The organism is Streptomyces sp. NPDC028305 (assembly GCF_055569495.1).
In genome coordinates, this window is record NZ_JBVHTN010000001.1 from 1211488 (window position 1) to 1237672 (window position 26185).

22 protein-coding genes and 1 tRNA gene are annotated in these 26185 nt (G+C 72.6%); 10 read left to right on the forward strand and 13 right to left on the reverse strand.

Annotation, left to right across the window (positions count from 1 at the left end):
- Positions 1 to 198: 198 nt before the first annotated feature.
- Together ACZ4WQ_RS05610 and ACZ4WQ_RS05615 are read left to right on the forward strand one after the other, a co-directional pair.
- Positions 199 to 271 (forward strand) — tRNA-Arg (locus tag ACZ4WQ_RS05610).
- 143 nt (positions 272 to 414) lie between these two features.
- Positions 415 to 1653: a glycosyltransferase family 39 protein gene (locus ACZ4WQ_RS05615; RefSeq protein WP_398369302.1), complete on the forward strand. Its 1239-nt coding sequence runs from the start codon at positions 415 to 417 to the stop codon at positions 1651 to 1653.
- A 41-nt stretch (positions 1654 to 1694) separates the two neighbouring features.
- Here ACZ4WQ_RS05615 and ACZ4WQ_RS05620 read toward each other — a convergent pair whose 3' ends face one another.
- The 3 genes from ACZ4WQ_RS05620 to ACZ4WQ_RS05630 form a co-directional block, all read right to left on the reverse strand.
- Positions 1695 to 2186 (reverse strand): MarR family winged helix-turn-helix transcriptional regulator, encoded by a 492-nt coding sequence (locus ACZ4WQ_RS05620; RefSeq protein ID WP_398369300.1) that lies wholly within the window; start codon positions 2184 to 2186, stop codon positions 1695 to 1697.
- 89 nt (positions 2187 to 2275) lie between these two features.
- Entirely contained in the window at positions 2276 to 3193 is a 918-nt protein-coding gene (locus ACZ4WQ_RS05625) for a nitroreductase/quinone reductase family protein (protein ID WP_398369298.1), read from the reverse strand.
- A gap of 57 nt (positions 3194 to 3250) precedes the next feature.
- Positions 3251 to 4252: a zinc-binding alcohol dehydrogenase family protein gene (locus ACZ4WQ_RS05630; protein WP_398369296.1), complete on the reverse strand. Its 1002-nt coding sequence runs from the start codon at positions 4250 to 4252 to the stop codon at positions 3251 to 3253.
- Positions 4253 to 4464: 212 nt separating this feature from the next.
- Here ACZ4WQ_RS05630 and ACZ4WQ_RS05635 point away from each other — a divergent pair, with 212 nt between their 5' ends.
- The 3 genes from ACZ4WQ_RS05635 to crcB are packed head-to-tail and all read left to right on the forward strand — an operon-like array spanning position 4465 to position 5707.
- Positions 4465 to 4971 carry a fluoride efflux transporter FluC gene (locus ACZ4WQ_RS05635; protein ID WP_311722376.1) on the forward strand — a complete coding sequence of 169 codons (507 nt, stop codon included), beginning with the start codon at positions 4465 to 4467 and terminating at the stop codon, positions 4969 to 4971.
- Positions 4971 to 5336, forward strand: coding sequence for a DUF190 domain-containing protein (locus ACZ4WQ_RS05640; RefSeq protein WP_311722375.1), 366 nt, complete (start codon positions 4971 to 4973; stop codon positions 5334 to 5336). Before ACZ4WQ_RS05635 ends, ACZ4WQ_RS05640 begins: the two co-directional genes overlap by 1 nt.
- Entirely contained in the window at positions 5333 to 5707 is a 375-nt protein-coding gene (gene crcB, locus ACZ4WQ_RS05645) for a fluoride efflux transporter CrcB (protein WP_311722374.1), read from the forward strand. Before ACZ4WQ_RS05640 ends, crcB begins: the two co-directional genes overlap by 4 nt.
- A 97-nt stretch (positions 5708 to 5804) precedes the next feature.
- On the opposite strand, the gene ACZ4WQ_RS05650 is transcribed toward crcB, so the two are convergent.
- Positions 5805 to 6758, reverse strand: coding sequence for a LysR family transcriptional regulator (locus ACZ4WQ_RS05650; RefSeq protein ID WP_311722373.1), 954 nt, complete (start codon positions 6756 to 6758; stop codon positions 5805 to 5807).
- Positions 6759 to 6841: 83 nt separating this feature from the next.
- On the opposite strand from ACZ4WQ_RS05650, the gene ACZ4WQ_RS05655 reads away from it, so the two are divergent.
- From ACZ4WQ_RS05655 to ACZ4WQ_RS05665, 3 genes are read left to right on the forward strand one after another with little or no spacing between them, the layout of a single operon-like run.
- Positions 6842 to 7606 carry a succinate dehydrogenase cytochrome b subunit gene (locus ACZ4WQ_RS05655; protein WP_311722372.1) on the forward strand — a complete coding sequence of 255 codons (765 nt, stop codon included), beginning with the start codon at positions 6842 to 6844 and terminating at the stop codon, positions 7604 to 7606.
- Position 7607: 1 nt separating this feature from the next.
- Positions 7608 to 9554 (forward strand): fumarate reductase/succinate dehydrogenase flavoprotein subunit, encoded by a 1947-nt coding sequence (locus ACZ4WQ_RS05660; RefSeq protein WP_385340799.1) that lies wholly within the window; start codon positions 7608 to 7610, stop codon positions 9552 to 9554.
- Positions 9551 to 10306, forward strand: coding sequence for a succinate dehydrogenase/fumarate reductase iron-sulfur subunit (locus tag ACZ4WQ_RS05665; RefSeq protein WP_311722370.1), 756 nt, complete (start codon positions 9551 to 9553; stop codon positions 10304 to 10306). Before ACZ4WQ_RS05660 ends, ACZ4WQ_RS05665 begins: the two co-directional genes overlap by 4 nt.
- Positions 10307 to 10354: 48 nt before the next feature.
- On the opposite strand, the gene ACZ4WQ_RS05670 is transcribed toward ACZ4WQ_RS05665, so the two are convergent.
- The 3 genes from ACZ4WQ_RS05670 to ACZ4WQ_RS05680 form a co-directional block, all read right to left on the reverse strand.
- Positions 10355 to 11536 carry a Cmx/CmrA family chloramphenicol efflux MFS transporter gene (locus ACZ4WQ_RS05670; RefSeq protein WP_358845454.1) on the reverse strand — a complete coding sequence of 394 codons (1182 nt, stop codon included), beginning with the start codon at positions 11534 to 11536 and terminating at the stop codon, positions 10355 to 10357.
- A 360-nt stretch (positions 11537 to 11896) separates the two neighbouring features.
- Positions 11897 to 13471 carry a PH domain-containing protein gene (locus ACZ4WQ_RS05675; protein ID WP_398369291.1) on the reverse strand — a complete coding sequence of 525 codons (1575 nt, stop codon included), beginning with the start codon at positions 13469 to 13471 and terminating at the stop codon, positions 11897 to 11899.
- Entirely contained in the window at positions 13468 to 14001 is a 534-nt protein-coding gene (locus ACZ4WQ_RS05680; RefSeq protein ID WP_358845456.1) for a PH domain-containing protein, read from the reverse strand. The genes ACZ4WQ_RS05675 and ACZ4WQ_RS05680 overlap by 4 nt, the downstream gene beginning before the upstream one ends.
- A gap of 99 nt (positions 14002 to 14100) precedes the next feature.
- Between ACZ4WQ_RS05680 and ACZ4WQ_RS05685 the strand changes: the two genes are divergently transcribed.
- Complete coding sequence (locus ACZ4WQ_RS05685) at positions 14101 to 14727, forward strand: TetR/AcrR family transcriptional regulator (RefSeq protein ID WP_398369289.1); 627 nt, start codon at positions 14101 to 14103, stop codon at positions 14725 to 14727.
- Positions 14728 to 14749: 22 nt separating this feature from the next.
- Here the strand turns inward: ACZ4WQ_RS05685 and ACZ4WQ_RS05690 are convergent, their stop codons facing one another.
- On the reverse strand, positions 14750 to 16840 hold the full coding sequence (locus ACZ4WQ_RS05690) for an FUSC family protein (RefSeq protein ID WP_311729612.1): 2091 nt from the start codon (positions 16838 to 16840) through the stop codon (positions 14750 to 14752).
- Between the two features lie 116 nt (positions 16841 to 16956).
- The gene (locus ACZ4WQ_RS05695) at positions 16957 to 17412 is read right to left on the reverse strand and encodes a hypothetical protein (RefSeq protein WP_398369286.1); all 456 of its coding nucleotides are present in this window, start codon (positions 17410 to 17412) and stop codon (positions 16957 to 16959) included.
- 280 nt (positions 17413 to 17692) lie between these two features.
- On the opposite strand from ACZ4WQ_RS05695, the gene ACZ4WQ_RS05700 reads away from it, so the two are divergent.
- Positions 17693 to 18763, forward strand: a complete 1071-nt coding sequence (locus ACZ4WQ_RS05700; protein ID WP_398369284.1) for a DUF8094 domain-containing protein — start codon at positions 17693 to 17695, stop codon at positions 18761 to 18763.
- A 50-nt stretch (positions 18764 to 18813) separates the two neighbouring features.
- Here ACZ4WQ_RS05700 and ACZ4WQ_RS05705 read toward each other — a convergent pair whose 3' ends face one another.
- The 4 genes from ACZ4WQ_RS05705 to iolB all read right to left on the reverse strand — a co-directional run bounded on the left by ACZ4WQ_RS05705 (position 18814) and on the right by iolB (position 26167).
- The gene (locus tag ACZ4WQ_RS05705) at positions 18814 to 21627 is read right to left on the reverse strand and encodes a hypothetical protein (protein ID WP_398369282.1); all 2814 of its coding nucleotides are present in this window, start codon (positions 21625 to 21627) and stop codon (positions 18814 to 18816) included.
- A gap of 196 nt (positions 21628 to 21823) precedes the next feature.
- Positions 21824 to 23320, reverse strand: coding sequence for a CoA-acylating methylmalonate-semialdehyde dehydrogenase (locus tag ACZ4WQ_RS05710; RefSeq protein ID WP_361182742.1), 1497 nt, complete (start codon positions 23318 to 23320; stop codon positions 21824 to 21826).
- Between the two features lie 37 nt (positions 23321 to 23357).
- Positions 23358 to 25241 (reverse strand): 3D-(3,5/4)-trihydroxycyclohexane-1,2-dione acylhydrolase (decyclizing), encoded by a 1884-nt coding sequence (iolD, locus tag ACZ4WQ_RS05715; protein WP_398369280.1) that lies wholly within the window; start codon positions 25239 to 25241, stop codon positions 23358 to 23360.
- Positions 25238 to 26167: a 5-deoxy-glucuronate isomerase gene (gene iolB, locus ACZ4WQ_RS05720; protein ID WP_385340786.1), complete on the reverse strand. Its 930-nt coding sequence runs from the start codon at positions 26165 to 26167 to the stop codon at positions 25238 to 25240. The genes iolD and iolB overlap by 4 nt, the downstream gene beginning before the upstream one ends.
- Positions 26168 to 26185: the final 18 nt, after the last annotated feature.

The following is a 26185-nucleotide window of genomic DNA, read 5'->3' on the forward strand; positions in this document are numbered from 1 at the left end:
TGCCTGCGATTATCAAACCGCTTCACCGAACCTCCACAACGTGCCACGGAGGTGAAGCAACCGGGGCGAGGCGCAGGGAGCCCTATCCTTGTCCCCGGCAAGGTCACGGATCCGTCGAGCCCGGCCACCGGCACCACGGCCCCGCACCGTCGGAACCGCAGGCACCCGGGGGCTCAGCAGTTGCGTGACAAGCGTCCGGCCCCCGTAGCTCAGTGGATAGAGCAGGTGCCTTCTAAGCACTTGGCCGCAGGTTCGAGTCCTGCCGGGGGCGCCCTTCACTCCCTCCTCTACGCCCGTAGAGGAAGTGTGTCAGCGAAAAAGCCCGGGCGCGGCGTGTAGAGCCGGATGGCCGACTCCCGCGCGTGCGGCGGCCAGGTCATGCCTACGGTGACGGCATGACCTGAGGGGGCAACCGTGCCCATCCGACTTCGCCGATTGCGTGCGGCCGCCCGAGAGGCGGCGCCCGCGTTGCTGGGCTTCGCCGCGGTGCGGACCCTGGGGGTGGCGATACTCGCCTACTGGGGGCATCGGCTCGGGCATCCGGCGGCGCAGCGAATGGCGACGCTGTGGGACGCCCAGCGATACATCGATATCGCGGTGGCCGGGTACGACCACGGGCTGCCGGCCGCGGGGGGCCTGACCGGCGCGCCGACGGACAACGACTACTCGAATCTGGCGTTCTTCCCGCTCTACCCGGCGCTGATCCGGCTCGTCCACACCATGACGCCGCTGCCCGTCACGCATGCCGCCCTGCTGATCACCTGGGTCGCGTCCCTGGCCGCCGCGTGGGGGATCTTCGCCGTCGCCGCCTGGTGCCACGGCCGGCGCGTCGGGGTGCTGGCCGTGGTGCTCTGGGGGGTGCTGCCGCACGCCGTGGTGGAGAGCATGGCGTACACGGAGGCGCTGTTCACCGCGCTGGCCTCCTGGTCGCTGTACGCGGTGCTGACCCGGCGCTGGATCTGGGCCGGTGTGCTGTGCGCGCTGGCCGGGCTGACCCGGCCCACCGCCGTGGCCCTGGTGGCGGCGATCGTCGCGGCCGCGGTCGCCACGGTGGTACGGCCGCGCGGGCAGCCGGGCGGGTGGGCGGAGGGGGCCCGGTGGGCGGAGGAGGTCCGGTGGGCGGAAGAGGCCCGGGCGCCGGAGGAGGCCCGGTGGCGGCCGTGTCTGGGGGCGGCGATCGCCCCGCTCGGCTGGCTGGGCTTCATCGCGTGGGTGGGCGACCGGCTCGGCCGCTGGGACGGCTACTTCGCCGTCCAGATGCTGTGGCACTCCCGGTTCGACTGGGGCGTCAGCACGGTCCGTCAGGTGTGGCGGGCCTGCCTCCATCCCACCTCGGTGCCGCTCACCTGGGTGGTCGTGACGTTGGTCCTGTGTGCTGCCGTGTTCCTCGGCGCCGTGGTGGTGGCCCGGCGGCAGCCCCTGCCGCTGCTGGTGTACAGCGTGGTGCTGCTGGCCATCGCCGTAGGGGACTCGTCGTTCTTCGGCGTCCGGGCCCGGTTCCTGCTGCCCGCTTTTCCCCTGCTGCTGCCGGTGGCGGCATGCCTGGCCCGGGTGCGCTCCGGCGGCGTCCGCGTCGCGCTGCTCAGCACAGCCGCCGTCCTGTCCGCGCTGTACGGCGCCTATCTGGTCTTCGCCGACGCGCACGCGCCGTAGGCCCTGTACGGCGCCAGGCCGGGGAAGCGGTGCGGGCGCGCTCAGTCCGCGGAGCCGGAGACCTCGCGCTCGTACGTCTCGATGGTCCGGACGAACATGGCGCGCTGGTCGGGGGTGAGCTGTTCGAAGGCCCGGCGCCAGGCGTTCGCGCCGTGGGCGAGCCAGGCCTCGATGGCCGAGCGGGTCTCCGCGTCCTCCGTGATGGTGACGATGGTGCGCCTGCGGTCGGCGGGGTCGGTGCGGCGCTCCAGGACCCCCTGCCGGCTGAGGTCGCCGACCATCAGGCTGACCGTGGTGGGGGCGACCTCGAGCCGGGCGGCCAGCTCGTTGACCGGCATCGGGCCGTCGAACAGCAGGTAGGAGAGCAGCGACAGATGCCGGGGGGCCAGGTTGAAGGAGCGCAGCCGCTCGGGGATCCTGGTGCGCTTGAGCCGGGCGGCGACGCGCGGCATCACCAGCAGCATGGCCCGGATCGCCTGATCCGTACTCAGGGCGGCCTCCGGGCCGGACCCCGGCTCGTGCTCCTTCGACATGCCTCCCGGCCCCCTCGCAGCTGGCTTCGTGCCGTCACCTTCACGGCAAAGCTATCCCGGGGCGCGCCGCCGCCGGGCGACAGGGGCGTTTACCGAAGGGGCGCCTCCAGAGCGGGCAGCAGGTGCTGCTCCTCGTAGGCGAAGTGCTCCTCCAGGCCCGCGACCACCCGGTCCAGCTCGGCGCGGAGCTTCTCCGCGTCGGCGGGATCGGCGGGCAGTTCCCCGCCGTCCCCGTTCACCAGCGCCTCGAATTCCGCCAGGCCGCGCTCCACCGCCTCGTGTTCGCGCCGCAGCCGGGCGATGGCCGGGGCGAGGTGCGGGAACTGCTTCTCGAAGGCGGTGAACGAGCCGTCCTCCCGGGTGTGGTGTGTCTGGAGCGCGTAGCAGAAGGTCAGGCAGTGCCGCCGCAGTTGGCTCGCGAGGTCGGCCCCGGGCCGGTCCTCCGGCTCCGGGAGATCCGCCGGGTGCTTCCTGGCGAGCACCCGGTCGATCTCGGCACGGACGCGGCGCAGCTCGGCGCGCAGCTCGCTGTGGTGCTGGACCAGCTGCCGGCCGATCATCCGGTTGCGCTCCGGGTTGTTCGCGCCGAGGTCCAGGAAGTGGAGGGCGACGACCGGTACCGTCCGCTCGGTCTGCTCCGCGTAGGCGCGGAAGCCCGGGTCGCGCGAGCACTGGAGCTCCCAGTAGCGGTCGCGCTCCTCGCCCTCCAGCGGCACCGCCCGCGCCGCGAACGGCTTGACGGCCCCGTCCTCGGTGCCGAGTTCGACGGTGAGATGCGGATTGGCCAGCAGGTTGTGGTACCAGTGCGGGTGCCGGGGGCCGCCGGCGTTGGAGCCGAAGACCAGATAGCGGTTCCCGTCGCGCAGATACACGGTGGGGGTCGTATGCGGCCTGCCGGTCCTGGCGCCGGTCGTGTTCAGCAGGATCAGGGAGGCGCCTTCGAACATGCCGCCCACTTTTCCGTTGTTCGCCCGGAATTCTTCGATGACGTGCTTATTCAGGTACATGGGAGTCCTTGAGCCCTATCGACTCGAACAAAAGGCTTTACTTTGAAAGCAAAGGGATCAGGACGGTGCCTCCCGATCCATCGTCAGCACCGCGACCCCGTGCACCCGGTCGGCCGCCAGGTCGTCCAGCGCGGCGTCCGCCCGCTCGAACGGATACGGCGTCACGGTGACCCGGAGCCGATGGGCGGCCGCCGCGTTCAGAAACTCCCGCCCGTCCTCCCGGGTGTTCGCCGTGACGCTGCGCAGGGTGCGCTCGTGGAAGAGATGGCGCTCGTACTCCAGGGGCGGGATGTCGGAGAGGTAGATCCCGGCGACGCTCAGGGTGCCGCCGCCGTCCAGCGCCTCCAGGGCCACCGGCACCAGATCCCCCACCGGGGCGAAGAGGATCGCCGCGTCCAGCGGCTCCGGCGGCCGCCCGTACGCGTCGCCCGCCGATGCCGCGCCGAGCTCCAGCGCGAGCGCGCGCGCCGCCGCCGACCGGGTCAGCACATGGACCACGGCGCCGCGGCCGATCGCGACCTGGGCGGTGAGATGCGCGGACCCGCCGAAGCCGTAGATCCCGAGCCGGCCGCCCGGCGGCAGCTCGGCGCGGCGCAGCGCGCGATAGCCGATGATCCCGGCGCACAGCAGCGGGGAGAGCTCCTGGTCCGCGTAGCCGCCGGGCAGCTCGTACGCGTACGAGGCGGGGACCGTGGCGTACTCGGCGTAGCCGCCGTCCGCGTCCCAGCCGGTGTACTCGGAGGACGGGCACAGGTTCTCCCGGCCCCGCAGGCAGTAGCGGCACCGGCCGCAGGTCCGGCGCAGCCAGGGGATCCCGACCCGCGCCCCGAGCGGGGGCCCCTCCGCCGCCGGGCCCGCCGCGACCACCTCCCCGACCACCTCATGGCCGGGGACGACCGGGGTCTTGTGCGGCGGCAGATCGCCGTCGCGGACATGCAGATCGGTGCGGCACACCCCGCAGGCCCGGACCCGCACCAGCAGCTCGTCCTCGGCGGGTTGCGGAACCGGCAGCTCCACCCGGTCGAGCCGACCCGGGGTCCGCACCACCCATGCCCGCATTTTCCCTGGAATACCCGAGAAACCCGCATTCGCCTGCGCCACCGGGGCAACGTAACGCCGTGGCGGTACGGGGGCGCGGAGGCGCGCGTTCCGGGCGCGTCAGCGGGTACGTCCGCAGGCACGCCCGCAGGCACGCCCGTGGGCCGGAGCGGGCCTGGGGCGTGGCCGGGAGCGCCGTGGGGCACCGGGTGGGCGCCCCGTAGTCTGAGGTCATGGGCAGCTCACGGTCTCCACTGGTCGAGGGCGTCACCAACCCCGGTGCCGGCTCCGCCCCGCACGCCCGCCGCGGCACCTGGCGCGGGCAGGGCCCGGTGGTCTGCGTGGTGGCGGTGGGCGGCGCCGCCGGGGCGGTCGCGCGGTACGGGGCGTCGCTGCTGTGGCCGACCAAGACGGGCGGGTTCCCCTGGACGACGTTCGCGATCAACGCCGTCGGCTGTGCGCTCATCGGCGTGTTCCTGGCGCTGATCACCGAGGTGTGGGCCGCCCACCGGCTGGTGCGGCCGTTCTTCGGCACCGGGGTGCTGGGCGGGTTCACCACCTTCTCGACCTACACCGTCGACTTCGAGCGCCTGATCGACGGGGGCCATCCGGCCACCGGGCTGGCCTATCTGGCGGCCACCCCGCTGGCGGCGCTGGCGGCGGTGTGGGCGGCGGTGGCGGCGACGCGGCGCACCGTCGGGGCGTTCGCGGCGCGCGGCGAGAGCGGCGGGGGGACGTGATGAACGGCCTGCGGCTGACCGCCTTCGTCGGCGAGTGCGACACCTGGCACCACAGGCCCCTGTTCGCGGAGATCGTGCACCGCGCCCACCGCGCGGGGCTCGCGGGCGCGAGCGTCTTCCGCGGGGTCGAGGGGTTCGGCGGGACGTCGGTCGTCCACACCTCGCGGCTGCTGTCGCTGAGCGAGGATTTGCCCGTCGCGATTGTGATCGTGGATACGGAGGAGCGGGTGCGGGCCTTTCTGCCCGAGTTGGAGGAGATCGTCGGCGAGGGGCTCGTCGCCCTCGACCCGGTCGAGGTGCTTCGCTTCCCGGGCCGCGACGGAGACGACGAGGGCGGAAGCGGCCACGAGGAGGAGGCCCGGTGAACTGGCTGCTGGTGGTGGCCGGCGCCATGGTGGGGGCGCCGCTGCGCTATCTGACCGACCGGGCGGTGCAGGCCAGGCACGATTCGGTGTTCCCCTGGGGCACCTTCGTGGTCAATGTCTCGGGCTGTCTGGTGCTGGGCCTGCTGACCGGCGCCGCCGCTGCCGGGGCCGCCTCCTCGCACCTCCAGCTGCTGCTGGGCACCGGGCTGTGCGGGGCGCTGACGACGTACTCCACGTTCTCGTACGAGACGCTGCGGCTGGCCGAGGACGGCGCCCGGCTCTTTGCGGTCGCGAATGTCGCGGCAAGTGTGGCGGCCGGGCTCGGCGCCGCCTTCGGCGGTGTGGCGCTGGCCCGAGCCATCTGGGGCTGAGCGCCGCCCAACCGGAAGGAGCCCAGCCGGAACCAGCCCAGCCGGAAGCAGCCCGACTAGAAGCGGCCCAGGCGAAAGCAGCCCAGCCGGAAGCAGCTCAGCCGGAAGCGGAGTCGGGCACAGGCGGCAGCAGCCTGGTGCCCGGGGTCAGCTCCTCCCCCGCCCTCGCCGAGCGCAGATGCTCCAGCAGCACCCGGCGCAGCTCCCGCGCCGCGCGCGGCGGCGCGACGTCCTTGCGGTGCGCGACCGAGATGGTGCGCTGCATGCCGTGGTCCGCGAAGGGCGTGGCCCGCAGCCCGGATCTGGCGGCCACCATCCCCGGGATCACGGCGATCCCCAGCCCGGCCCGTACGAAGCCGAGCACCGCGTCCATCTCCCCGCCCTCGACCGAGAACGAGGGCTCGAAGCCGGCCGCCCGGCAGGCCGAGGTGGTGAACTCCCGCAGGTCATAGCCGCGCCGGAACATCACAAGCGGCTGGTCCCGCAGATCCTCGACGCGAATGTGGCGGCGCCGCACGGGCGGCGGGGACGCGGGCGAGGAGGCCACGACCAGCTCCTCGCGCAGCAACTCGGTGGTGGCCAGCGCCGGGGCCTGCCCGGCCAGCGGGGTGATGATCAGCGCCAGGTCCAGCTCGCCCGCGGCCAGGGTGCGCACCAGGTCCTGCGAGCCGCCCTCGTCCACGATCAGCTCGATGCCCGGGAACTCGTCGTGGAAGCGGCGCAGCACATCCGGGACGAGGCTGGCGCACAGGCTCGGCGGGGCGCCGAGCCGCACCCGGCCGCGCCGCAGTTGGGCGACCTCCTGCACCTCGCGGCGCGCGGTCTCGGTGTCGGCGAGGATCTGCCGGGCCAGCGGGAGCAGGGCCTCGCCCGCGTCCGTGAGGGCGATGTTGCCGCGGGCGCGGTGGAACAGCTCGGCACCCAGCTCCCGCTCCAGGGTGCGGATCTGCTGGGACAGCGAGGGCTGGGCGACATGCAGGATCTCCGCCGCGCGCGTGAAGTGGCGGGTATCGGCCACGGTGGCGAAATAGCGCAGCTGCTGGAGTCTCACCCAGCCATGATAGCTACCGTCTATGGAATCGAGCCATTCCATGTCTTGGACGAATCACAAAAGCCTGCTTAGCGTCTTGTCACATGGCACTGGCGACGCGGACGGACCCTGAGCGGCCCGCCCAGAAGGGGCCGCGACAGCGGCCGGAACCGCCGCGGAGGCCTGCGCGGAGCCCGTCACTCATCGGCTCCGTGTGGCGCTCGACCGTCGGCAAGAAAGCGGTGATGGCCGTCACCGGGCTGATCATGCTCGCCTATCTGGCGGCCCACATGTTCGGCAATCTGAAGATCTTCTTCGGCCCCGGCGAGTTCAACCACTACGCGCACTGGCTGCGCACCATCGGCGAGCCCGCGCTGCACTACGAGTGGTTCCTGTGGGTGGTCCGGGTGGCGCTGGTGGCCTCGGTCGTGCTGCACGGCGTGGCCGCGTACCAGCTCAGCCGCCGCGACCTGGCCGCGCGGCCGCAGAAGTACGCGCGCCGCAGGCAGAAGGCCAGCTATGCCACGCGCACCATGCGCTGGGGCGGGGTGATCCTCGGCCTGTTCATCGTGTGGCACATCCTGGACCTGACCACGCTCACGGTGAACGAGCGCGCCGAGCCCGGCCATCCGTACCAGAACGTGGTGGCGACCTTCTCCACCTGGTACGGCAACACCATCTACATCGTGGCGATGCTGGCCCTCGGCGCGCACATCCGGCACGGCCTGTGGAGCGCCGTCCAGACCCTCGGCGCGGGCCGCCCGGGCCGGGACCGCGCGCTCAAGATCGCCTCGACGGCCGTGGCGGTCGTCCTGGCCGGCGGGTTCGTCGCCGCGCCCATCGGGGTCATGACCGGAGTAGTGAGCTGACATGAGCACCTATGCGGAGTACACGACCGGCGAGCCGATCAACGACACCAAGGCCCCGGACGGCCCCATCGAGGAGCGCTGGGACCGCCGCCGCTTCGAGGCGAAGCTGGTCAACCCCGCCAACCGCCGCAAGTACACCGTCATCGTGGTCGGCACGGGCCTGGCGGGCGGCGCGGCCGGGGCGACCCTCGCCGAACAGGGCTACCACGTGGTGCAGTTCTGCTACCAGGACTCGCCCAGGCGCGCCCACTCGATCGCGGCCCAGGGCGGCATCAACGCGGCCAAGAACTACCGCAACGACGGCGACTCCATCCGCCGGCTGTTCTACGACACCGTCAAGGGCGGCGACTTCCGCGCCCGCGAGTCCAATGTGCACCGCCTCGCCCAGGTCTCGGTGGAGATCATCGACCAGTGCGTGGCCCAGGGCGTGCCCTTCGCCCGCGAGTACGGCGGTCTGCTGGACACCCGCTCCTTCGGCGGCGTCCAGGTCTCCCGCACCTTCTACGCCCGCGGCCAGACCGGCCAGCAGCTGCTGCTCGGCGCGTACCAGGCGCTGACCCGGCAGATCGCCGCCGATAACATTGATATGCACCCCCGCACCGAGATGCTCGACCTGATCGTCATCGACGGCCGGGCCCGCGGCATCGTGGCCCGCGACCTGATCAGCGGCGAGATCTCCACCTACTTCGCGGACGCCGTCGTCCTGGCCTCCGGCGGCTACGGCAACGTCTTCTACCTGTCCACGAACGCCAAGAACAGCAACGCCACGGCCGTCTGGCGGGCGCACCGGCGCGGCGCGTACTTCGCCAACCCCTGCTTCACCCAGATCCACCCCACCTGCATCCCGCGCTCGGGCGACCACCAGTCCAAGCTGACCCTGATGAGCGAGTCGCTGCGCAACGACGGCCGCATCTGGGTGCCCAAGGCGAAGGGCGACACCCGCCCGCCCGCCGAGATCCCCGAGGACGAGCGCGACTACTACCTGGAGCGGATCTACCCGTCGTTCGGCAACCTGGTGCCCCGCGACATCGCCTCGCGCGCCGCGAAGAACGTGTGCGACGAGGGGCGCGGGGTGGGCCCGGGCGGGCAGGGCGTCTATCTGGACTTCGCCGACGCGATCGCCCGGATGGGCCGCAAGGCGGTGTCCGAGAAGTACGGCAACCTCTTCGAGATGTACGAGCGGATCACCGCCGAGGACCCGTACCGGGTGCCGATGCGCATCTACCCCGCCATCCACTACACGATGGGCGGCCTGTGGGTCGACTACGACCTCCAGACCAGCGTGCCCGGCCTGTTCGCGATCGGCGAGGCCAACTTCTCCGACCACGGCGCCAACCGGCTCGGCGCCTCCGCGCTGATGCAGGGGCTGGCCGACGGCTACTTCGTCCTCCCCTCCACCATCAACGACTACCTGGCCCGGCACCCGCACGGCGAGGTCGACCCCGGCCACCCGGCGGTCACCGAGGCGGTCTCCGAGGTGACGGACCGCCTGCGGCGCCTCCTGGAGAACGACGGGGACCGCACCCCCGACTCCTTCCACCGCGAGCTCGGCGAACTGCTGTGGGACGAGTGCGGCATGGCCCGCACCGAGACCGGGCTGCGCAAGGCGCTCGACCGCATCCCGGCGCTCCGCGAGGAGTTCTGGCGGCGGATCAAGGTCCCGGGCACCGGAGAGGAGCTCAACCAGTCGCTGGAGAAGGCCAACCGCATCGTCGACTACCTGGAGCTCGCCGAGCTGATGTGCCTGGACGCGCTGCACCGCGCCGAGTCGTGCGGCGGCCACTTCCGCGAGGAGAGCCAGACGCCCGACGGCGAGGCGGCCCGTGACGACGAGTCCTTCTCGTACGCCGCGGCCTGGGAGTTCTCCGGCACCGGCAGCGCCCCCGTCCTGCACCGCGAAGACCTGGTCTTCGAGTACGTCCACCCCACGCAGCGGAGTTACGCATGAGGCTCACCCTGCGGATCTGGCGCCAGCACGGCCCGAACGAGCCGGGCGCCATGACCGCGTACGAAGTCGACGGCATATCGCCCGAGATGTCTTTCCTGGAGATGCTGGACACGCTCAACGAGGAGCTGATCCTGCGCGGCGAGGAGCCCGTGGCCTTCGACCACGACTGCCGCGAGGGCATCTGCGGCGCGTGCGGCATGGTCATCAACGGCCAGGCGCACGGCCCCGAGCGCACCACCACCTGCCAGCTGCACATGCGGCACTTCTCCGACGGTGACACGATCGACGTCGAGCCGTGGCGCGCCGCCGCCTTCCCCGTGGTCAAGGACCTGGTCGTGGACCGCTCGGCCTTCGACCGGATCATCGGCTCCGGGGGGTTCATCTCCGCCCCGACCGGCAGCGCCCCGGACGCCCACGCCACGCCGGTGCCCAAGCCGGTCGCCGACACGGCCTTCGAGCACGCCGAGTGCATCGGCTGCGGGGCCTGCGTGGCGGCCTGCCCCAACGGCTCGGCGATGCTCTTCACCTCCGCCAAGGTCGTCCACCTGAACGTGCTGCCGCAGGGGCAGCCGGAGCGCGAGTCGCGGGTGCTGGACATGGTCGGCGCGATGGACGAGGAGGGCTTCGGCGGCTGCACCAACACCGGTGAGTGCGCGGTGGCCTGCCCCAAGGGGATCCCGCTCCAGAGCATCTCCATGATGAACCGGGAGTTCCTGCGGGCGAGCGTCAAGGGCGGGGGCGGCCGGAGCTGACGGTACGAGAGCCCTCGTACCGTCAGCAGGGCGAGGTGGCGGCCGGGCTCAGGCCGCCGCCACCACCGGGGTCTCGCGTCGCGCCTCGCGCCGGCGCAGGGCGGCGGCCAGGCCGAACGTGGCCAGCGCGACGACCATCATCAGCGCGCTGGTCCACACCGGCGCACGGAACCCGAGACCGGCGTCGATGGCGAGCCCGCCGAACCACGGGCCCGCCGTGTTACCGACGTTGAACGCCGCCGTGGTGAACCCGCCCGCGAGGGTGGGGGCGCCGTCGGCCAGGTAGAACGTGCGCGAGGTCAGCGCCGGCGCGATGCCGAACGCGAGCAGGCCCTGCACGAAGACCAGCACGAACACGGCCACCGCGGCCCCCGCCGACAGGGCCAGCACGGCCCAGCCCACGGTGAGCGCGGCCATGCCGGTCAGCAGCGTCAGATGAGGCCGGGCGTCGGCGATCCGGCCGCCGACGGAGATGCCGATGAACGCGCCCACACCGAACAGCACCAGCATCGCGGGCACCCACCCGGCGCCGTAGCCGCTGACGTCGGTCAGCAGCGGCGCGAGATAGGTGAAGGTGCAGAAGGTCGCGCCCTGGACCAGGGCGTTCATGGCGTACGCGATCAGCAGCTGCCCGCCGATCAGCGACCGCAGCTCGGCGCGCAGCCCGGCCGCGGGCGCCTCGGGGCGCCCGCCCGGGATCGAGGCCAGGACGGCGGCCACGCCCGCGGCGGACAGCACGGCCACCGCCCAGAACGCCGCCCGCCAGCCCCACAGCTGCCCCAGCACCGCACCGCCGGGCACACCCGCCACACAGGCCAGCGTGACCCCGCCCATCACCACGGACATCGCGCGGGCCTTGGCGCCGGGCTCGACCATCCCGACCGCGGCCCCGGCGGCCACCGCCCAGAAACCGGCGTTGGCGAGCGCGCCGACGATCCGCGTCGCGAGCAGCACGCCGTAGTCGGAGGTGAGCGCCCCGACGACATGGACGGCGGCGAACACCACGAGGAACGCCACCAGCGCGGTCCGCCGCGGCCAGCGCAGCGTGAGCATCGCCAGCAGCGGCCCGCCGACGACCATGCCGATGGCGAACGCCGAGGTCAGAAAGCCGGCCTGCGGGATGGACACCCCGAGGTCGGCGGCGATGTCCGGCACCAGGCCGGACAGCATGAACTCCGAAGTGCTCTGGGCGAATACGGCCAGCCCGAGCATGTAGACGGCAAAGGGCATACGGGAACTCCCCGAGTGAATCCGATGGGACTGCGAGCGGGCAGCGTTCGCCGACGGGAGAGTTCGCCACGATGCGCGATGCGCGATGCGCGATGACGCGCCAAGGCGCGACGAAAGAAAGGGAATCGACGTCCGGTCGGAGTCGTCCGCTGCCGTGATGCGGAGATCCGGCCACCGGGGGCACGCCACGGAGCGCCGCACGGCCTTAGGGGCGGGGTGTGCGGCGGGGCGGCGTCACTGCCACCGGACGGGGCCGGTGGCTACGGTCTGTCTGACTCCGGGCTGGACATGGTCGAGCACGGTAGCAGCCCCGGCGGACCGCTTCCACGGATTTACCGGGTGCCGCGTCTTTGCCGGGTGTCACATCGCGAGGAACTCGTCGAGGATCCCCGGAGCCGCCTCGTGCGCGAACGCCGCCGCCTCCCCGGCCGCCATGTCGGGGATGCGGTAGCCGTCCTCACCCGCCGCGACAGCCGCCGTCAGCGTGGTGACCCCGGCCCGCCGCGACATCGGGCTGTCGGTGAACGTCCAGGCCAGCACGGCCCGGCGGTCCAGGGCCACCGTGTCACGGCTGAAGGTGCCGGAGCGGATGAGCAGATGGCCGTCGTGACCGCCCGCCAGCCCGTGGCCGAGCGCGCGGTACGCGTCGCGCGCCAGGGCGTACACGACGGGGGTCGCGACGAGGAGGAAGCCCCCGGCGCAGTAGAGCAGTACGGGCGTCAGCAGCGCCCCGAGCACCGCGAGGGCGGCCGTCACCGGCACCACGACCCACACCATGCCGCGCATGACACGGCGGCGCAGGGCGACGCGCGGGTGCCGGGTCAGCTCGGGCCGGTCGAAGAGGGCTTCACCGACAGAGGTTTCAGCGGGCGCGGCGGGCCGCGCGAGCACGCCGGTCAGCACCCGCAGGGCCTCGGGGCGCGGGGCGGGCGGCAGCAGCGTGGAGCGGGTGCGGTTCTCCTCGCAGTCGCCGAGGCCGCTCGCCACGGCCCGTACGGTCGCGCCGCCGCCCGCGCGCAGCAGCATCGGCTCGCGCAGCACCGCACCGCGCAGCCGGGCGCGCTCGATGGAGACCGAGCGGGTGGTGAGCAGCCCGCGCCGGACCCGCAGGGTGCCCGCGTCCGCCCACTCCAGGCGGTACCGCCACCAGTTCTCGGCGTACAGCACGACCGCTCCGACGCCGCCCACGGCGGCCACGGCCAGCAGCGCGAGCGGGATCGTCAGCCACAGGGCGCTGTTGCCGAAGTCCTCGAAGGCGCGGCGCACGGGCCCGATGCGCCACGGCTGCACCCCGAGGTCGTCCAGAACCCGCCACACCGCGCCCACGGCCGCGAACACCCCTCCGAACACCCAGAACGTGAGCGGGGCGTAGCGCAGCCAGCGCGGGTCCCCGGTGGACAGGACGGGCTCGTCGGCGGTGTCGCCGGTGCCCGCGCGGGCCAGCAGTTCGGCGCGCAGCCGCTCGGCGGCGGGGCGGGTGAGGGCTTCCAGGGTGAGCTCACGGCCGCCGCCCGCGCCCGTGGTGCCCGCGCGCAGCACGACGAGGCCGAAGAGCCGCTGTACGGGGTTGGCCGTCAGGTCGACGTTGCGCACCCGGTGCAGCGGTATGGCGCGCAGCCGGCGGGTGAACAGGCCGGTGCGCAGCTCGAAGGAGTCGGCGGTGACGCGGTAGCGGGTGCGCGACCAGCTGATCAGCCCGGTGACGGTGACGCAGGCGAAGGAGACGGCGATGGCGGCGAGCGTGATCCAGGCCCGGCTGCCGAGCCGGCCGCCGGTGGCCAGCGCGGTGAGCGCGAGCGAGGCGAGCGGGGCCGCCATCCAGGCGCAGTGGACGGCGATGGTGCGGGGGTCCAGCGCGCGCCACGCGGCGCTCGGCGAGTCGGTGCCCGGGTGATCGGCGCCCGGCGAGTCGGCGCCGGTCAGGTGGGTGGTCACGCGGCATCACCCGGCACCAGCTGCGCCGCGTCGCCGATGCGCCGCGCCAGCTCCCGCGCATCGGCGTCGGAGAGCCCCGCGATGCGTACGTCGCCCGCCGTGGAGGCGGTGGTGACGGTGACGGTGGCCAGCCCGAAGGCCTGCTGGAGGGGGCCGCGCACGGTGTCGACGGTCTGCACCCGCGACAGCGGGGCGATGCGCCGCTTGCGCCACAGCCAGCCGCTCGCCGCGTAGACCGCGCGCTCCCCCAGCTCCCAGGCGTGTGTGCGGTAGCGCCACCGGGGCATGGCCCATGCGTATCCGAGCCCGGGCAGCACCAGCGTGACCAGCAGCAGCGGGCCGAGCCAGGGCAGTGCGCCGGGGAAGAAGAGCAGCGAGAGGACGAGCAGGGCGGCGGCGGTCAGCAGCATCGGCCCGCTCACCATCAGCAGCGCCTGCGTGGTCCACCAGCGGCGGGCGCGCGGGTCGACGCTGTGGAGCGGCGCCCTGAGCGTGGGCGCCCCGAGCCGGGGCCTGGGCGGGACGGACATGGGAGATTCCCCCGAGGTTTTTCAAGTCAACTGTATTGGCACGCACCCGCCACGGTATAGCAATACGATTGACTTGCGAAAGTGGGAAGGGAGGCCGGGGTGCCCAAGCGGGTGGACCATGAGGAACGGCGCGGACAGATCGCCGAGGCGCTGTGGCGGATCGCCGCCGCGCGCGGCCTCGACGGCGCGAGCCTGCGCGATGTGGCCGCGGAGGCGGGCATCTCGCTCGGACAGCTCCAGCACTACTTCACCAGCAAGGACGACATGATCGTCTTCGCGCTCGGCCATATCGAGCGGCTGGCCCAGCACCGCATCCGCACCCGCATCGAGGCACTGCCGGGCGCCCCCACCCCCCGGGTCGTCCTCCGCGAGACGCTTGCGGAGATGCTGCCCCTGGACGAGGCGAGCCGCACCGGCTATCTGGTGCAGATCTCCTACTTCGTGCGCGCCGTCCACGACGAGCGGCTGCGCACCCACGCCCAGGAGGGCATCGCGTCCCTGCGGGCCTTCTTCGCCGACCAGTTGAAGACGGCCATCGCCCAGGGGGAAGTGTCCGCGGACCGCGATCCCGACCGCGAGGCGGCGCTGCTGATCGCGCTGACGGACGGGCTCTCCGCCGCCGCCCTGATGGAGTACGACAGCCCGCGGGGGGCCCTGGACCTGCTCGAGCTGCATCTGGCGCGCCTCTTCAGCGGCGCCGCGCAAGACACCGGCGGCGCCGCCTGAGGTCACGGCGCGATGCCGGGCACTAGCGGCTGTGCCCGCCCCGGCCGGGCTTGATCGCGAGGGCCTGCGGCAGATCGTCCAGCGCCTCGACCAGCAGTTCGGCGCCGCGCACCGCCACCCCCTGCCGCTCCCCCTCCCGTATCTGCCACCGCTCCAGGGCCTCGTGCACCGGGCCCCACTCGGGCGGCCGGCGCTCCCGTACGGCCGAGACCGCATCCGGCAGCGACTCCCGCAGCGCCGCCGCGAACTCCGCGGCCTCCTTCGACGCGGGCGCGTCCCGGGCGGGCAGATGCGCCTCCAGCAGCATCGTGACCCGGCCCATGGTGGACAGCGCCGTCTGCGCCGCCCGCGCCGCGCCACGGGACAGCCCGCGGTGGCGCACCGGCTCCTGATGCGCCCGCGCCTCGCTGCGCTCCCAGGCCGACCGCGCCGCCCGGGCGTCCAGCAGCGCCTCCCGCACCTGGCGGGGGCGGCGGTCGGCGGGGCGGGCATGGGCGTCGAAGACGGCCACCGCGTAACGGCCGTTCGTCTCCAGCCAGTCGGCCAGCCGGTCCCGCAGCAGCGGTGTCTCCCAGGCGGGGAAGATCACATAGGCGGCCATCGCCAGCAGCCCGCCCAGCAGGGTCAGTGCCACCCGCGCCGCCACCGTCTGCGACCAGCCCTCGCCCGCGATGCCCAGCAGGAAGACGACATACGCGGTCACACACGCGGAGGCCACGATGAAGCCCGTGCGCAGCAGCAGGTACAGCAGCGCGGCGCAGACCACGGCCAGCGCCGCGCTCACATACGGACCGGGGTGGGCCAGCGCCATCACCGCACCACCGATCACCACACCCCCCAGGGTGCCCGTGAAGCGCGCGACGCCGCGCGAGAAGGTCTGGGCGAAGTCGGGCCGCAGCACCATCACCGAGGTGAGCGGCGCCCAGTAGCCATGGCCCCACGGCAGCGCGGCCCCCAGCAGATAGCCGCAGGAGGCGACCACGGACACCCGCACCGCGTGGCGCAGCACGGGCGAGGACCAACGCGCCTCGCGCCGCAGGGCGCGCAGCGCCACCGGCACCATGCCGGGGACGGTGGGCCGGGGCAGATACCGGCGGTCCTTGGCGCCCTCGGCCGTCACCGCCTCGACCGGCTCGTCCGAGGACTCCACCACATCGGCCACCAGCGCCATCAGCCGGAGCGCGGCGCGGCGGCCTGCGCCGCTGAGCATCGGCCCGGTCGGGGGCACTTCCAGCACCGCCATGGCGTCGGGCGGCAGCCGCACCGGCTTGCCCCAGCGGATGGCGTGCGCCACCGCGTCCAGCACGGTGGCGGTCGCGCCGAGCAGGGCGCGCGCCCGGTCGCGCTCCGGGCCCTCGGGCGCGGCTCCCACCACCGGGTCGGCGAGCGAGGCCAGCACCGGCCGGATCCGCTCGGCGAGCAGCCGGTAGCCGCGCAGCTGGCGCGGGCGCCGCCGGGCCTGGCGGGGCGTCAGGGCGGCGGCGCTGCGGGCCTCCATCAGCGGCTGCGGGTCGAACGGCGCCACCGGGTCATAGCGCAGCCGGCGCGCGTAGTCGGCCACCGCGGCGAGCGCGTCCGCGAGGGCGTCGCGCTGCACCCCCCACGGCCGGACCGGGAACAGCACGATGAGCGCGGCCTGCACCACGCCGCCGAACCCGATCAGGGCGGCGTGCTGGAGCGCGCCGAGCACCGAGGTCGGGAGGGTGACGGTCACCAGCATCACCGCGACCATCTGGGTGGACACCAGCCCGGACACCGGGCCGACCGCCCAGGCCATGCCGGTCAGCAGCGTCCAGACGGCGACCATGATCAGGAAGGTGACGGTGTGGGCGGCGGCCAGATAGCCGAGGAACGTGGACACCGCCAGCCCGCCCGCGGCGGCCAGCGCGAGCGCGGGGCGCGGCCGCCAGCTGCGCTGGAAGGTCGCGATCCCCGAGGAGAAGGCGCCGAACGCGGAGGAGACCGCGAGGGTCGGCGAGCCGAGCCACATGGTCAGGCCGATGACCAGGGCGACCCCGCACGCGCCGCGCAGTGCGACGAGCGGTTCCAGCCGGGTGCGCTCGATCGCAAGCCCGGCGCGTGCGGTCGCCTTCAGCGCGTGTGACCAGGTCATACGCCGAGACTACGGTTTTGATCCACAGAGCTGAACCAGCCGTTCCGCACTGGTTCGTCACATCCGCCGCATCACACCCGCGGCATGGCTTCGTCGGATCCGCGTCGGCGTATCACTCAGTCCTCCGCCCCGCAGTAGACGTCCAGCAGCTTCATCGGCTTGCTGCCGTCGAGGTCCACATACGCCGTGAAGGACGCGGTCCGCGGCTCGCCGCCCCAGGTGGTGGTGATCGTCGCCCAGCCCACCCGCGCCGACTGGGCCGTGGTGACCTCCCCGACCTCGATGTCCCGCGGAGTGTTCTGCGCGCACAGCAGCACATCGAAGTCCGGGTTCTGGGCGGCCTTCTCCTTGAGCTGTGCCGAGACCAGGTGCTTCCGCTCCCAGGCGGTCGGGCCGTGGTTGCCGTAGAAGCCCTCCAGGAAGTGGTGGATCTCCTCGGCGGTGTAGCGGTTGTTGGGGTCGGTCTGCGCGGAGGCGGCCGCGGGCGAGCCGGCCGCGAGAGTGAGGCCGAGGCCGAGCGCGGCCGCGCAGCCCCCGGCGAGCGCCGCGGAGCGGCGCAGAGTACGAAGCATAAGAAATACCCCCGTGAAGTGCTGTTTCGATCGGTGAGCGGTCATCTGACCATTGATCGGTCGAACACCAAGAAAGACCCTCACGGACATCGGATGGTTGCTCCTCCGCTCCGCTACAGGCGTGTAACAGCACGGCCGCGGCCCGACTCGATGCCGGAGCCGGATGGCTCCGCGCGCCCAACAGGTGTCCCGACAGGTGGCCTCCCCATTCAACGGAGAAAACCCGTCCGTTAGCCTGTGGCGGTCATCGTCCTGGAACCACCTCAGGGGACTCGTAAACATGCGCCACCACATATCCGGATCTGGGCGAACGGTTGTCTCTGCAGTCGCCCTCGCCGTCGTACTCACCGCCTGCTCCGGATCCGGCGGTGGATCGGACTCTTCCGACAAGGGCGGCAAGGACGCGTCGTCGTCCCCGTCGGCCGCGGTCGGCGTCATCTCCCTCAAGGCGGCACAGAAAGTCCTGCTCAACTACGCGAAGGTCAACAACGAGGCCAACGCCGCCCGGGATCCGAAGAAGATCGCCGAGATCGAGGACGGCGCGCTGCGGCAGCAGAGCCAGGCGACCTTCACCCAATTCAAGACTCTGTCCAAGAAGGAACAGGATTCCTACAAAGTCCCCTTCTACTATCCGGTCAAGGGCGCCCACTTCTACATTCCGCCCAAGGGCTCCGAGAGCGTCTTCTTCGTCGACACCCGGATCACCGGCACGAACATCGACGAGGGCCGCCGCCGGCTGATCGCCTTCAAACAGACGAAAGGCAACGAGGGTGCCGCCTGGAAGGCGGTGGGCGTCGGCAACCTCGACAGCAAGACCAAACTGCCGAAGATCCAGCTGGACGGCGACGGATTCGCCTCCGCACTCAAGGAGTCGGACCAGGTGGGCGGCACCACCCTCGCCGATCTGCATGGGCTGTCCCAGGACATCTTTCTGACCGGCGGCAAGAGCGCGGACAGCACGTTCACGCAGAACGCTGCCGTGAAGGCCTGGAAGAAGAGCTACGCGGACCGCGCCGACTTCCCCGACGGCTGCGTCAACGGCAAGTACAAGGCCGCCCCCACCGCGGACGACACGGTGTACGGGCTCAAGACCGCCGACGGTGGCGCCGTGGCTCTTTACGGTTTCGGCATCGACTACTTGAACTGGCCGAAGGCCGATGGCATGAACTGCACCTCCGTCATGCAGATCGACAACATGCCCACGGTCACGGGTGTCTACCTGGACGGCAGGGGCACCTCCACCTTCCTGACCCGCACCGATTCGTCGCTCACCATGGCTGTCGTACCGCCCTCGGGCAAGCGGGTCCGGGTCACCGGATACAGCTTCCAGCTCATCAACGCCAAGGGCTAGACAGCCGCTGTCCAACGCCCGCCGCGCACGCCGAGAGCCGAATCGCGGGTTCAGCCGTCCTTCGGGCAGGCGAACTCGCCCTTCGGCCCCCAGCGTTCGACCCGCCCAGTGTTCTGCGCGAACGAGCCGCAGAACAGGACCGGTTCGGAGCCCTTCGCCGTGTGATGCAGGATCACCAGCGGCTTGTCGCGCGAGACCTTGGCGCCTCGCCCGAAGTCCAGATAGCCGCTGGCTCCTTCCTTGCTGATGCCGTTGTCGAGGCTGATCTGCACATTGGACCGCTCCACATCACCGGTGCTGGCAAACGCCTCGTTGGCCGCGGCGGCAATCAGCTGCATCGCGTCATGGGCCAGCGCCGCCCGGCCGTCGTTGCGCCACAGGTCCTTGGCGCCGAACGCCGCGGCGTACTCCGCGTTGAACTCCTGGGTGACGTCGCTGCCGCGCGGATGCCCGGCGGGCAGCACATGGGCCGTGTGGTAGAGCCGCAGCCAGGGCCGGGCCTCGTACTCGCCGGAGAGGGCGGCGGTGGTCAGCTCATTGCCGCCCAGGACCGTGAGCTTCCGCCCCTCGCAGGAGGTGTCGTCCCCGAAGACATCGAGGAACGCGGTGAACTCGCGCGCCCGGGACGCCCAGTACAGGACTGTACGGGGCTGGGCCTTGATCCGCTCGCAGACCGCGTCGGCCACGTCCTTGATGCTGTCCTCGTGCGTGACGCGGTTGCCGCCCGACCCCGGGGCGCCCGACTCGGAGGCGCCGCCGGACCGGCCGCCGGGCGAGTACTCCAGCTTGGACCAGTCCCCGCCGAACTGCTCGGCGAAAAAGTTTCCGATCTCCTTGCTGTACAGGTCCGCGGGGTCCTGGACCACCACCGCCGCCTCGGCCGGCGAGCACCCGCCCGAGCCGCCGTCCATGATGTTTCCCCGATGGGCGAAGTCGGCCTCGATCCGCGCCTCGCGGCTGTTGGTCGGCGCCACCCGGCGGTAGTAGGGGCTCACGTTCATCGCGTCGGCCGTGGCTGTGGTGCCCACCATGGGAATCTTCGCCCGGCCCAGCTCACGGACGGCCGCCTGGGTCTGCTTCAGGCTCTGTGAGAAGGCCACCACGCCGATGATGCCGGAGCCCTTCCGCCCCGCCTCCTCGACGACCTGCCGCGCGCGGCGCTCGGCGTCCTTGTATCCCTCGCCCCCGTTGAGCATCCGGACGCGCAGCCATACCTTCTGCGAGTCGTTCCGCGCCTCGTCGTTGAGCGCGCGCTGGGCCAGCGCGATGCCGCGCAGCTCCGGCACGGCGCCGTTGTACCGCTGGCCCTCCTGGTCCTTGGCGACCTCCGCGCCGATGTGCACGACCGTACGGGCCTCGGCTCCGCGCCGCAGCACCGCCTCGTCGACCCGCTTGTTCTCCTCCTCGATCATGAGCGCCGCGGCCTCGTACTGCTGCCGGGGCGGTGTGGCGCCCAGCTCCGCCCGGCCCGAGAGGGGGCCACCGGACGCGCCGCCGAGACAGCTCTCGTCCTCGCCGCCCATCGTCATGGGGATCAGCCACGCCCCCAGCACACCCAGCACCGCCACCAGGGCCACCCCCTCCAGCACCGCCTCGGCGACCGGGCCCATCCGGAAGTCCCGCGGAGAGACCGGGCCCGAACGGGGCGCGGTGCCCGACCTGACCCCGGGCGGCAGCGGCACCAGCGGCGCCAGCAAGGGCTCGAGGCCGCCCTCCGGCGCCCCCGTGGCGTGGTCCAGCGCCGTGGCGGCGTCCGACAGCCGGGCGCAGCGCTCCCCCGGGACCACCACCCCTGCCGGGCCCGTGGCCACCACGACGGTGGCCGCGCACTCCAGCTCCTCGGCCGCGGTCCCGTACGCGCTCAGAAAGCGCGCCGCCGGATCGCCACTTCCGCCATCAGCGCCCAGCTCCAACAGCACGGTGAAGCGCGTGGCTCTCCGACGCCGCCACGGCGAGACCCGCCCGGGCCCGGCCGTGGCCTTCAGATCCGCCAGCAGGGCGCGCAGCAGCAGCTGCTCAACGGTGGAGAGCCACTCCTCCCCCTCCGGCCCGTGTCCCGCCTCGCTCTCGTCCTGTCGCTCACCCTCCGGCGCGGGCAACTCCACCAGCTGCGCGGCGCTCTCGAAGAACTCCTCGGAGCGCCTCCCATGACCGCTCCCCCGCCAGTCGGCGAACCAGCCGGTGGTGCCCGACCACAGCAGCCGACGGGTGCAACGGCGCGCCCACCACCAGCGCGGTAAGACCTGAAACGCCGGGCGGGCGACGGCGGCCAGCGCGAGCGCCAGCCAGCCGGGGCCCTGTGCGGGGCTCTGCGCCGTCGGCGGATCACCGCCGCCCAGCTGCCACAGCGCCCGCAGCACCGGGCCTCGTCTGCGACGCCCCTCGTAACAACGGTCGCGCATCTGCTCGCCGGTGAGCGACTGAGCCCCGGGCCCCTGCTCCAGGGCGCACTCGACGACATCGCGCATCAGCTGGAAGTCCGGCAGGCGCAGCCGCCCGGTCCTGGGCGGAACGTCCTCGCACAGCCGCTGCCCGACGGCCAGCGTCAATGGACGGCGGCCCCGCACGGCGCGGGCCGCCTCGGCCGCCCCCAGCGCCGCGTACGGCACCAGCTTGCCGCCCCGCTCGCGGCGCAGACACCGCTCCAGACCGCGCATGGCCCGGTGCGCCCGCCCGCCCGGATCCTCGCCCCCACCGTCACCCTCGCCGCTCTCCCCACCCTCGGCGAGCAGCACCACCGGCGGCAGCACATCGCGCGCCGCGGCCCGCCGGTCCGCCGGCACCACCGCCCGCTTGAACGCCGCCATGAACTCGTCGGCGCCCTCCCCCTCCAGAAATCTCGTCCCGACCTGACGCCCGCTCATCGGCACCGCGATCGCCCCCAAGTCCCTCTGCGCGCCGTTCCCCCGTGCGCGAATGTCCGTTTGGGATCCCCTTCTCTGATACACACGAAACCCCCCACCGGTTCCGCACCGGCGGGGGGCTTCACTCGAACGGGTGGTCGATCAGATCGGGCCCGCGAGCGGACCTGCCGCGACCCGGGACTTCACTGACATACCGTCAGTGGTTCTTCGGGAAGCCGAGGTTGATCCCGACCTCCTCCGACGGCTCCGGCCAGCGGGTGGTGATGACCTTGCCGCGGGTGTAGAAGCGCACCCCGTCGTTGCCGTAGATGTGCTGGTCGCCGAAGAGCGAATCCTTCCAGCCGCCGAAGGAGTGGTAGCCGACGGGCACCGGGATCGGCACGTTGATGCCGACCATGCCCGCCTCCACCTCCAGCTGGAAGCGGCGGGCGGCGCCGCCGTCGCGGGTGAAGATGGCCGTGCCGTTGCCCCACTTCGAGCTGTTGATCAGCTCGATGGCCTCGTCGTACGTCTCGGCGCGGACCACGCACAGCACCGGGCCGAAGATCTCGTCACGGTAGGCGTCGGCGGTGGTGGGCACCTTGTCCAGCAGCGAGACGCCGATGAAGAACCCGTTCTCGTGGCCCTCGACCGTGTAGCCGGTCCCGTCCACCACGACCTCGGCGCCCTGGGCGGCGGCGCCGTGCACATAGGAGGCGACCTTGTCGCGGTGCTCCTTGGTGATGAGCGGGCCCATCTCGGAGGCCGGGTCGTCGCCGGGGCCGATGCGGAGCCTGGCCGCGCGGTCGGCGATCTTCTTCACCAGCTCGTCGCCCGTGTCGCCCACCGCGACCACGACCGACACGGCCATGCAGCGCTCGCCGGCCGAGCCGTACGCCGCGTTGATGGCGTTGTCCGCGGCGAAGTCCAGGTCGGCGTCGGGCAGCACCAGCATGTGGTTCTTGGCGCCGCCGAGCGCCTGCACCCGCTTGCCGTGCTCGATGGCCTTCGCCTGGATGTACCGGGCGATCGGCGTGGAGCCGACGAAGCTGACCGCGGCGACGTCCGGGTGCTCAAGGAGCCGGTCGACGGCCACCTTGTCGCCGTTGACGACGTTGAGCACGCCGTCCGGCAGGCCCGCCTCGGCCGCCAGCTCGGCCAGCCGCCAGGAAGCCGAGGGGTCCTTCTCGCTGGGCTTGAGCACAAAGGTGTTGCCGCAGGCGATGGCCACCGGGAACATCCACATCGGCACCATGGCCGGGAAGTTGAACGGCGTGATGCCGGCGACCACGCCGAGCGGCTGGCGGATCGAGGCGACGTCGACCCCGCTGGAGACCTGGGTGGACAGCTCACCCTTCAGCTTCTCCGCGATGGAGCACGCCAGCTCGACGATCTCCAGGCCGCGGGCCACCTCGCCCAGGGCGTCGGAGTGCACCTTGCCGTGCTCGGCGGTGATCAGCCCGGCGATCTCGTCGCGGTGGGCGTCCAGCAGCTCGCGGTACTTGTAGAGGATCGCGGTGCGCTTGGCCAGCGAGACGGTGCCCCAGGACGCGAACGCGTCCTGGGCGGCGGCCACGGCCGCGTCCACCTCCGCCACGGAGGCGAACGCCACCCGGGTCTCCTGCGCGCCGGTCGCCGGGTTGTAGACCGGGCCGAAGTCTCCCGACGCGCCCTCGACGGGCTTGCCACCGATCCAGTGGTTGACGGTCTTCATGGGTGCGGAGCCTTTCTCTTCAGTCACAAGTCGGCGGTCAGAGGTGGCGGCGGCGGGCCGCGGCCTGCCGGTCGTACGCCTCACGGGCCTTGACGGCTGCCGCGCGGGTCGCGGTCTGGGCAACGGGCACATCCCACCACGCCTGCGCCGCGGGCGCGCCGGACACTGTGTCGGCTGTTTCGGTCTCCACATAGACACATGTGGGCCGGTCCGAGGCGCGGGCCGCGGCCAGCGCCTCGCGCAGTTCGGCCACGCTCCCGGCGCGGATCACCTCCATGCCGAGCGAGGCCGCGTTCGCGGCCAGGTCGACGGGGAGCGGGTCGCCGGAGTACGTGCCGTCGGCGGCGCGGAAGCGGTAGGCGGTGCCGAAGCGCTCACCACCAGTCTCCTCCGACAGGCCGCCGATGGAGGCGTAGCCATGGTTCTGGATCAGCACGATGTTGATGTTGACGCCCTCCTGGACCGCGGTGACGATCTCGGTCGGCATCATCAGATACGTGCCGTCCCCGACCAGCGCCCACACCGGCCGGTCGGGCGCCGCGAGCCGGACGCCGATGGCGGCCGGGATCTCGTAGCCCATGCAGGAGTAGCCGTATTCGAGGTGGTACTGGCGCGGCGAGCGGGCCCGCCACAGCTTGTGCAGGTCGCCGGGGAGCGAGCCGGCCGCATTGATGATCACGTCCTCGTCGCCGACGGTCGCGTCCAGGGCGCCCAGGACCTGGGTCTGGGAGGGCCGGGCGGACTCGTCCCCGGCGGCGTACGCGGCGTCGACCCGCTGCTCCCAGCGCGCCTTCCCGGCGGCGTACTCGGCCTCGTACGCCTCCTCGACGCGATGGCCGGCCAGCGCCTGGGTGAGCGCCTCGAGACCGGCGCGGGCGTCGGCGACCAGGGTCGTCGCGCTGAGCTTGTGCGCGTCGAACGGCGCGATGTTGAGGTTGAGGAAGCGGACGCCGGGGTTCGAGAAGAGGGTCGCGGAGGCGGTCGTGAAGTCGCTGTAGCGGGTGCCCACGCCGATGACCAGGTCGGCGGCGCGGGCCAGGTCGTCCGCGACCGCGGTGCCGGTGTGTCCGATGCCGCCGATGTCGGCGGGGTGGTCGTGGCGCAGCGAGCCCTTGCCGGCCTGGGTGGAGGCGACGGGGATGCCGGTGGCGTCGACGAGCGCGCGCAGGGCCTCCTCGGCCTCGCTGTGGTGGATGCCGCCGCCCGCGACGATCAGCGGCCGCCGGGCGGAGCGCACGGCGCTCGCGGCCGCGGCCAGCTCGGCCGGCTCGGGCGCCGGGCGGCGTACGTGCCAGACGCGGTCGGCGAAGAACTCCTCGGGCCAGTCGAACGCCTCGGCCTGGACGTCCTGCGGGAAGGCGAGGGTGACGGCGCCGGTGTCGGCCGGGTCGGTGAGCACCCGCATGGCCTGGAGCGCGGCCGGGATCAGCGACTCGGGGCGGACGATCCGGTCGAAGTAGCGGGAGACCGGCCGCAGACAGTCGTTGACCGACACATCGCCCGCGAAGGGAACCTCCAACTGCTGGAGCACCGGGTCGGCGGGGCGGGTCGCGAAGGTGTCGCCGGGCAGCAGGAGCACGGGCAGCCGGTTGACGGTGGCCAGGGCGGCGCCGGTGACCAGGTTGGTGGCCCCCGGGCCGATGGAGGTGGTGACGGCCTGGGCGGCGAGCCGGTCGGACTGGCGGGCGTAGCCGACGGCCGCGTGCACCATGGCCTGCTCGTTGCGGCCCTGGAGATACGGCATGGCGCCCTGGCCGGTCTCCAGCAGCGCCTGGCCGAGGCCCGCCACATTGCCGTGCCCGAAGATGCCCCAGCAGGCGGTGATGAGGCGCTGTCGCCTCCCGTCGCGCTCGGTGTACTGGTGGGTCAGGAACTCCACCAGTGCCTGGGCGGTGGTGAGCCTGCGGGTGGCTCCGCTCATCGTGGGTCTCCCAAGGGGGCGTCGTAGAGGGGGAGGCGGGGGTCGACGGGCTGGTCGGGCCAGGTGGCGCGGATCCAGGCGTGGTCGGGGTGGTCGCAGATCAGCCAGTCGCGGTCCTGCCCGGGGCCCGCCATGACGTTGAGGTAGTACATGTCGTGGCCGGGGGCGGCGATGGACGGGCCGTGCCAGCCGTCGGGGATCAGGACCAGGTCGCCGGAGCGGACCTCGGCGAGCACATCGGTGCCGCGGCCGCGCCCGGAGGGGGAGACCCGCTGGTAGCCGACGCCCTCGTTGCCGTGCGCCTCGGCGATCTCGAAGTAGTAGATCTCCTCCAGCTCGGACTCCTCGCCGGGGCGGCACTCGTCGTGCTTGTGCGGCGGGTACGAGGACCAGTTGCCGCCGGGGGTGAGGACCTCGACCGCGATCAGCTTGTCGCACTCGAAACTGCCACCTGATTTTCCGCCTCCGGCGGGGGCGGCGGCGCCGAAGTTGTTCACCTGACGCGAGCAGTTGCCGGTGCCGCGCAACTCGACGGGGACGGCGGAGGCCGGTCCGTAGCGGGCGGGCAGCCGCCGCTCGCAGCGGGCGCCGGTGAGCGCGAACCGCCCGCCCGCCTCGCTCGCGATCTCGGCGTGCGCGTCGCGCGGCAGATACGCGAAGTCGCTGACGCCGCTGAACACGCTCTCCCGGCCGTGCAGTTCGAAGGTCCGGCCCTCCGTCACCACGGTGCAGCCGCCGCTCAGCGGCAGCACGATCCACTCGCTGTCGCCGGTGGCCAGCCGGTGCGAGCCACCGGGCGGCAGGTCGAGGACGCGCAGCGAGGAGTAGCCCCAGCCGGCCCGCTCGGGGTCGATGTCCACGGCGTACGGCCCGGCGGCCGCCTTGCCGGCCTGGAGATGGAAGCTGGAGGGGTCCGTAGTGGTCATGTCGTCAGTCTCCGCCTT

Excerpts from the sequence above, each read along its gene's own strand:
- ACZ4WQ_RS05635 (WP_311722376.1), top strand. The coding sequence starts at position 4,465 with ATGGGCAGCTCACGGTCTCCACTGGTCGAGGGCGTCACCAACCCCGGT.
- ACZ4WQ_RS05625 (WP_398369298.1), bottom strand. The coding sequence starts at position 3,193 with ATGTACCTGAATAAGCACGTCATCGAAGAATTCCGGGCGAACAACGGA.
- iolD (WP_398369280.1), bottom strand. The coding sequence starts at position 25,241 with ATGAGCGGAGCCACCCGCAGGCTCACCACCGCCCAGGCACTGGTGGAG.
- ACZ4WQ_RS05660 (WP_385340799.1), top strand. The coding sequence starts at position 7,608 with ATGAGCACCTATGCGGAGTACACGACCGGCGAGCCGATCAACGACACC.
- ACZ4WQ_RS05695 (WP_398369286.1), bottom strand. The coding sequence starts at position 17,412 with ATGCTTCGTACTCTGCGCCGCTCCGCGGCGCTCGCCGGGGGCTGCGCG.
- ACZ4WQ_RS05655 (WP_311722372.1), top strand. The coding sequence starts at position 6,842 with ATGGCACTGGCGACGCGGACGGACCCTGAGCGGCCCGCCCAGAAGGGG.
- ACZ4WQ_RS05630 (WP_398369296.1), bottom strand. The coding sequence starts at position 4,252 with ATGCGGGCATGGGTGGTGCGGACCCCGGGTCGGCTCGACCGGGTGGAG.
- ACZ4WQ_RS05700 (WP_398369284.1), top strand. The coding sequence starts at position 17,693 with ATGCGCCACCACATATCCGGATCTGGGCGAACGGTTGTCTCTGCAGTC.
- ACZ4WQ_RS05690 (WP_311729612.1), bottom strand. The coding sequence starts at position 16,840 with ATGACCTGGTCACACGCGCTGAAGGCGACCGCACGCGCCGGGCTTGCG.
- ACZ4WQ_RS05620 (WP_398369300.1), bottom strand. The coding sequence starts at position 2,186 with ATGTCGAAGGAGCACGAGCCGGGGTCCGGCCCGGAGGCCGCCCTGAGT.
- iolB (WP_385340786.1), bottom strand. The coding sequence starts at position 26,167 with ATGACCACTACGGACCCCTCCAGCTTCCATCTCCAGGCCGGCAAGGCG.
- ACZ4WQ_RS05670 (WP_358845454.1), bottom strand. The coding sequence starts at position 11,536 with ATGCCCTTTGCCGTCTACATGCTCGGGCTGGCCGTATTCGCCCAGAGC.
- ACZ4WQ_RS05680 (WP_358845456.1), bottom strand. The coding sequence starts at position 14,001 with ATGTCCGTCCCGCCCAGGCCCCGGCTCGGGGCGCCCACGCTCAGGGCG.
- ACZ4WQ_RS05705 (WP_398369282.1), bottom strand. The coding sequence starts at position 21,627 with ATGAGCGGGCGTCAGGTCGGGACGAGATTTCTGGAGGGGGAGGGCGCC.
- ACZ4WQ_RS05710 (WP_361182742.1), bottom strand. The coding sequence starts at position 23,320 with ATGAAGACCGTCAACCACTGGATCGGTGGCAAGCCCGTCGAGGGCGCG.
- ACZ4WQ_RS05640 (WP_311722375.1), top strand. The coding sequence starts at position 4,971 with ATGAACGGCCTGCGGCTGACCGCCTTCGTCGGCGAGTGCGACACCTGG.
- ACZ4WQ_RS05665 (WP_311722370.1), top strand. The coding sequence starts at position 9,551 with ATGAGGCTCACCCTGCGGATCTGGCGCCAGCACGGCCCGAACGAGCCG.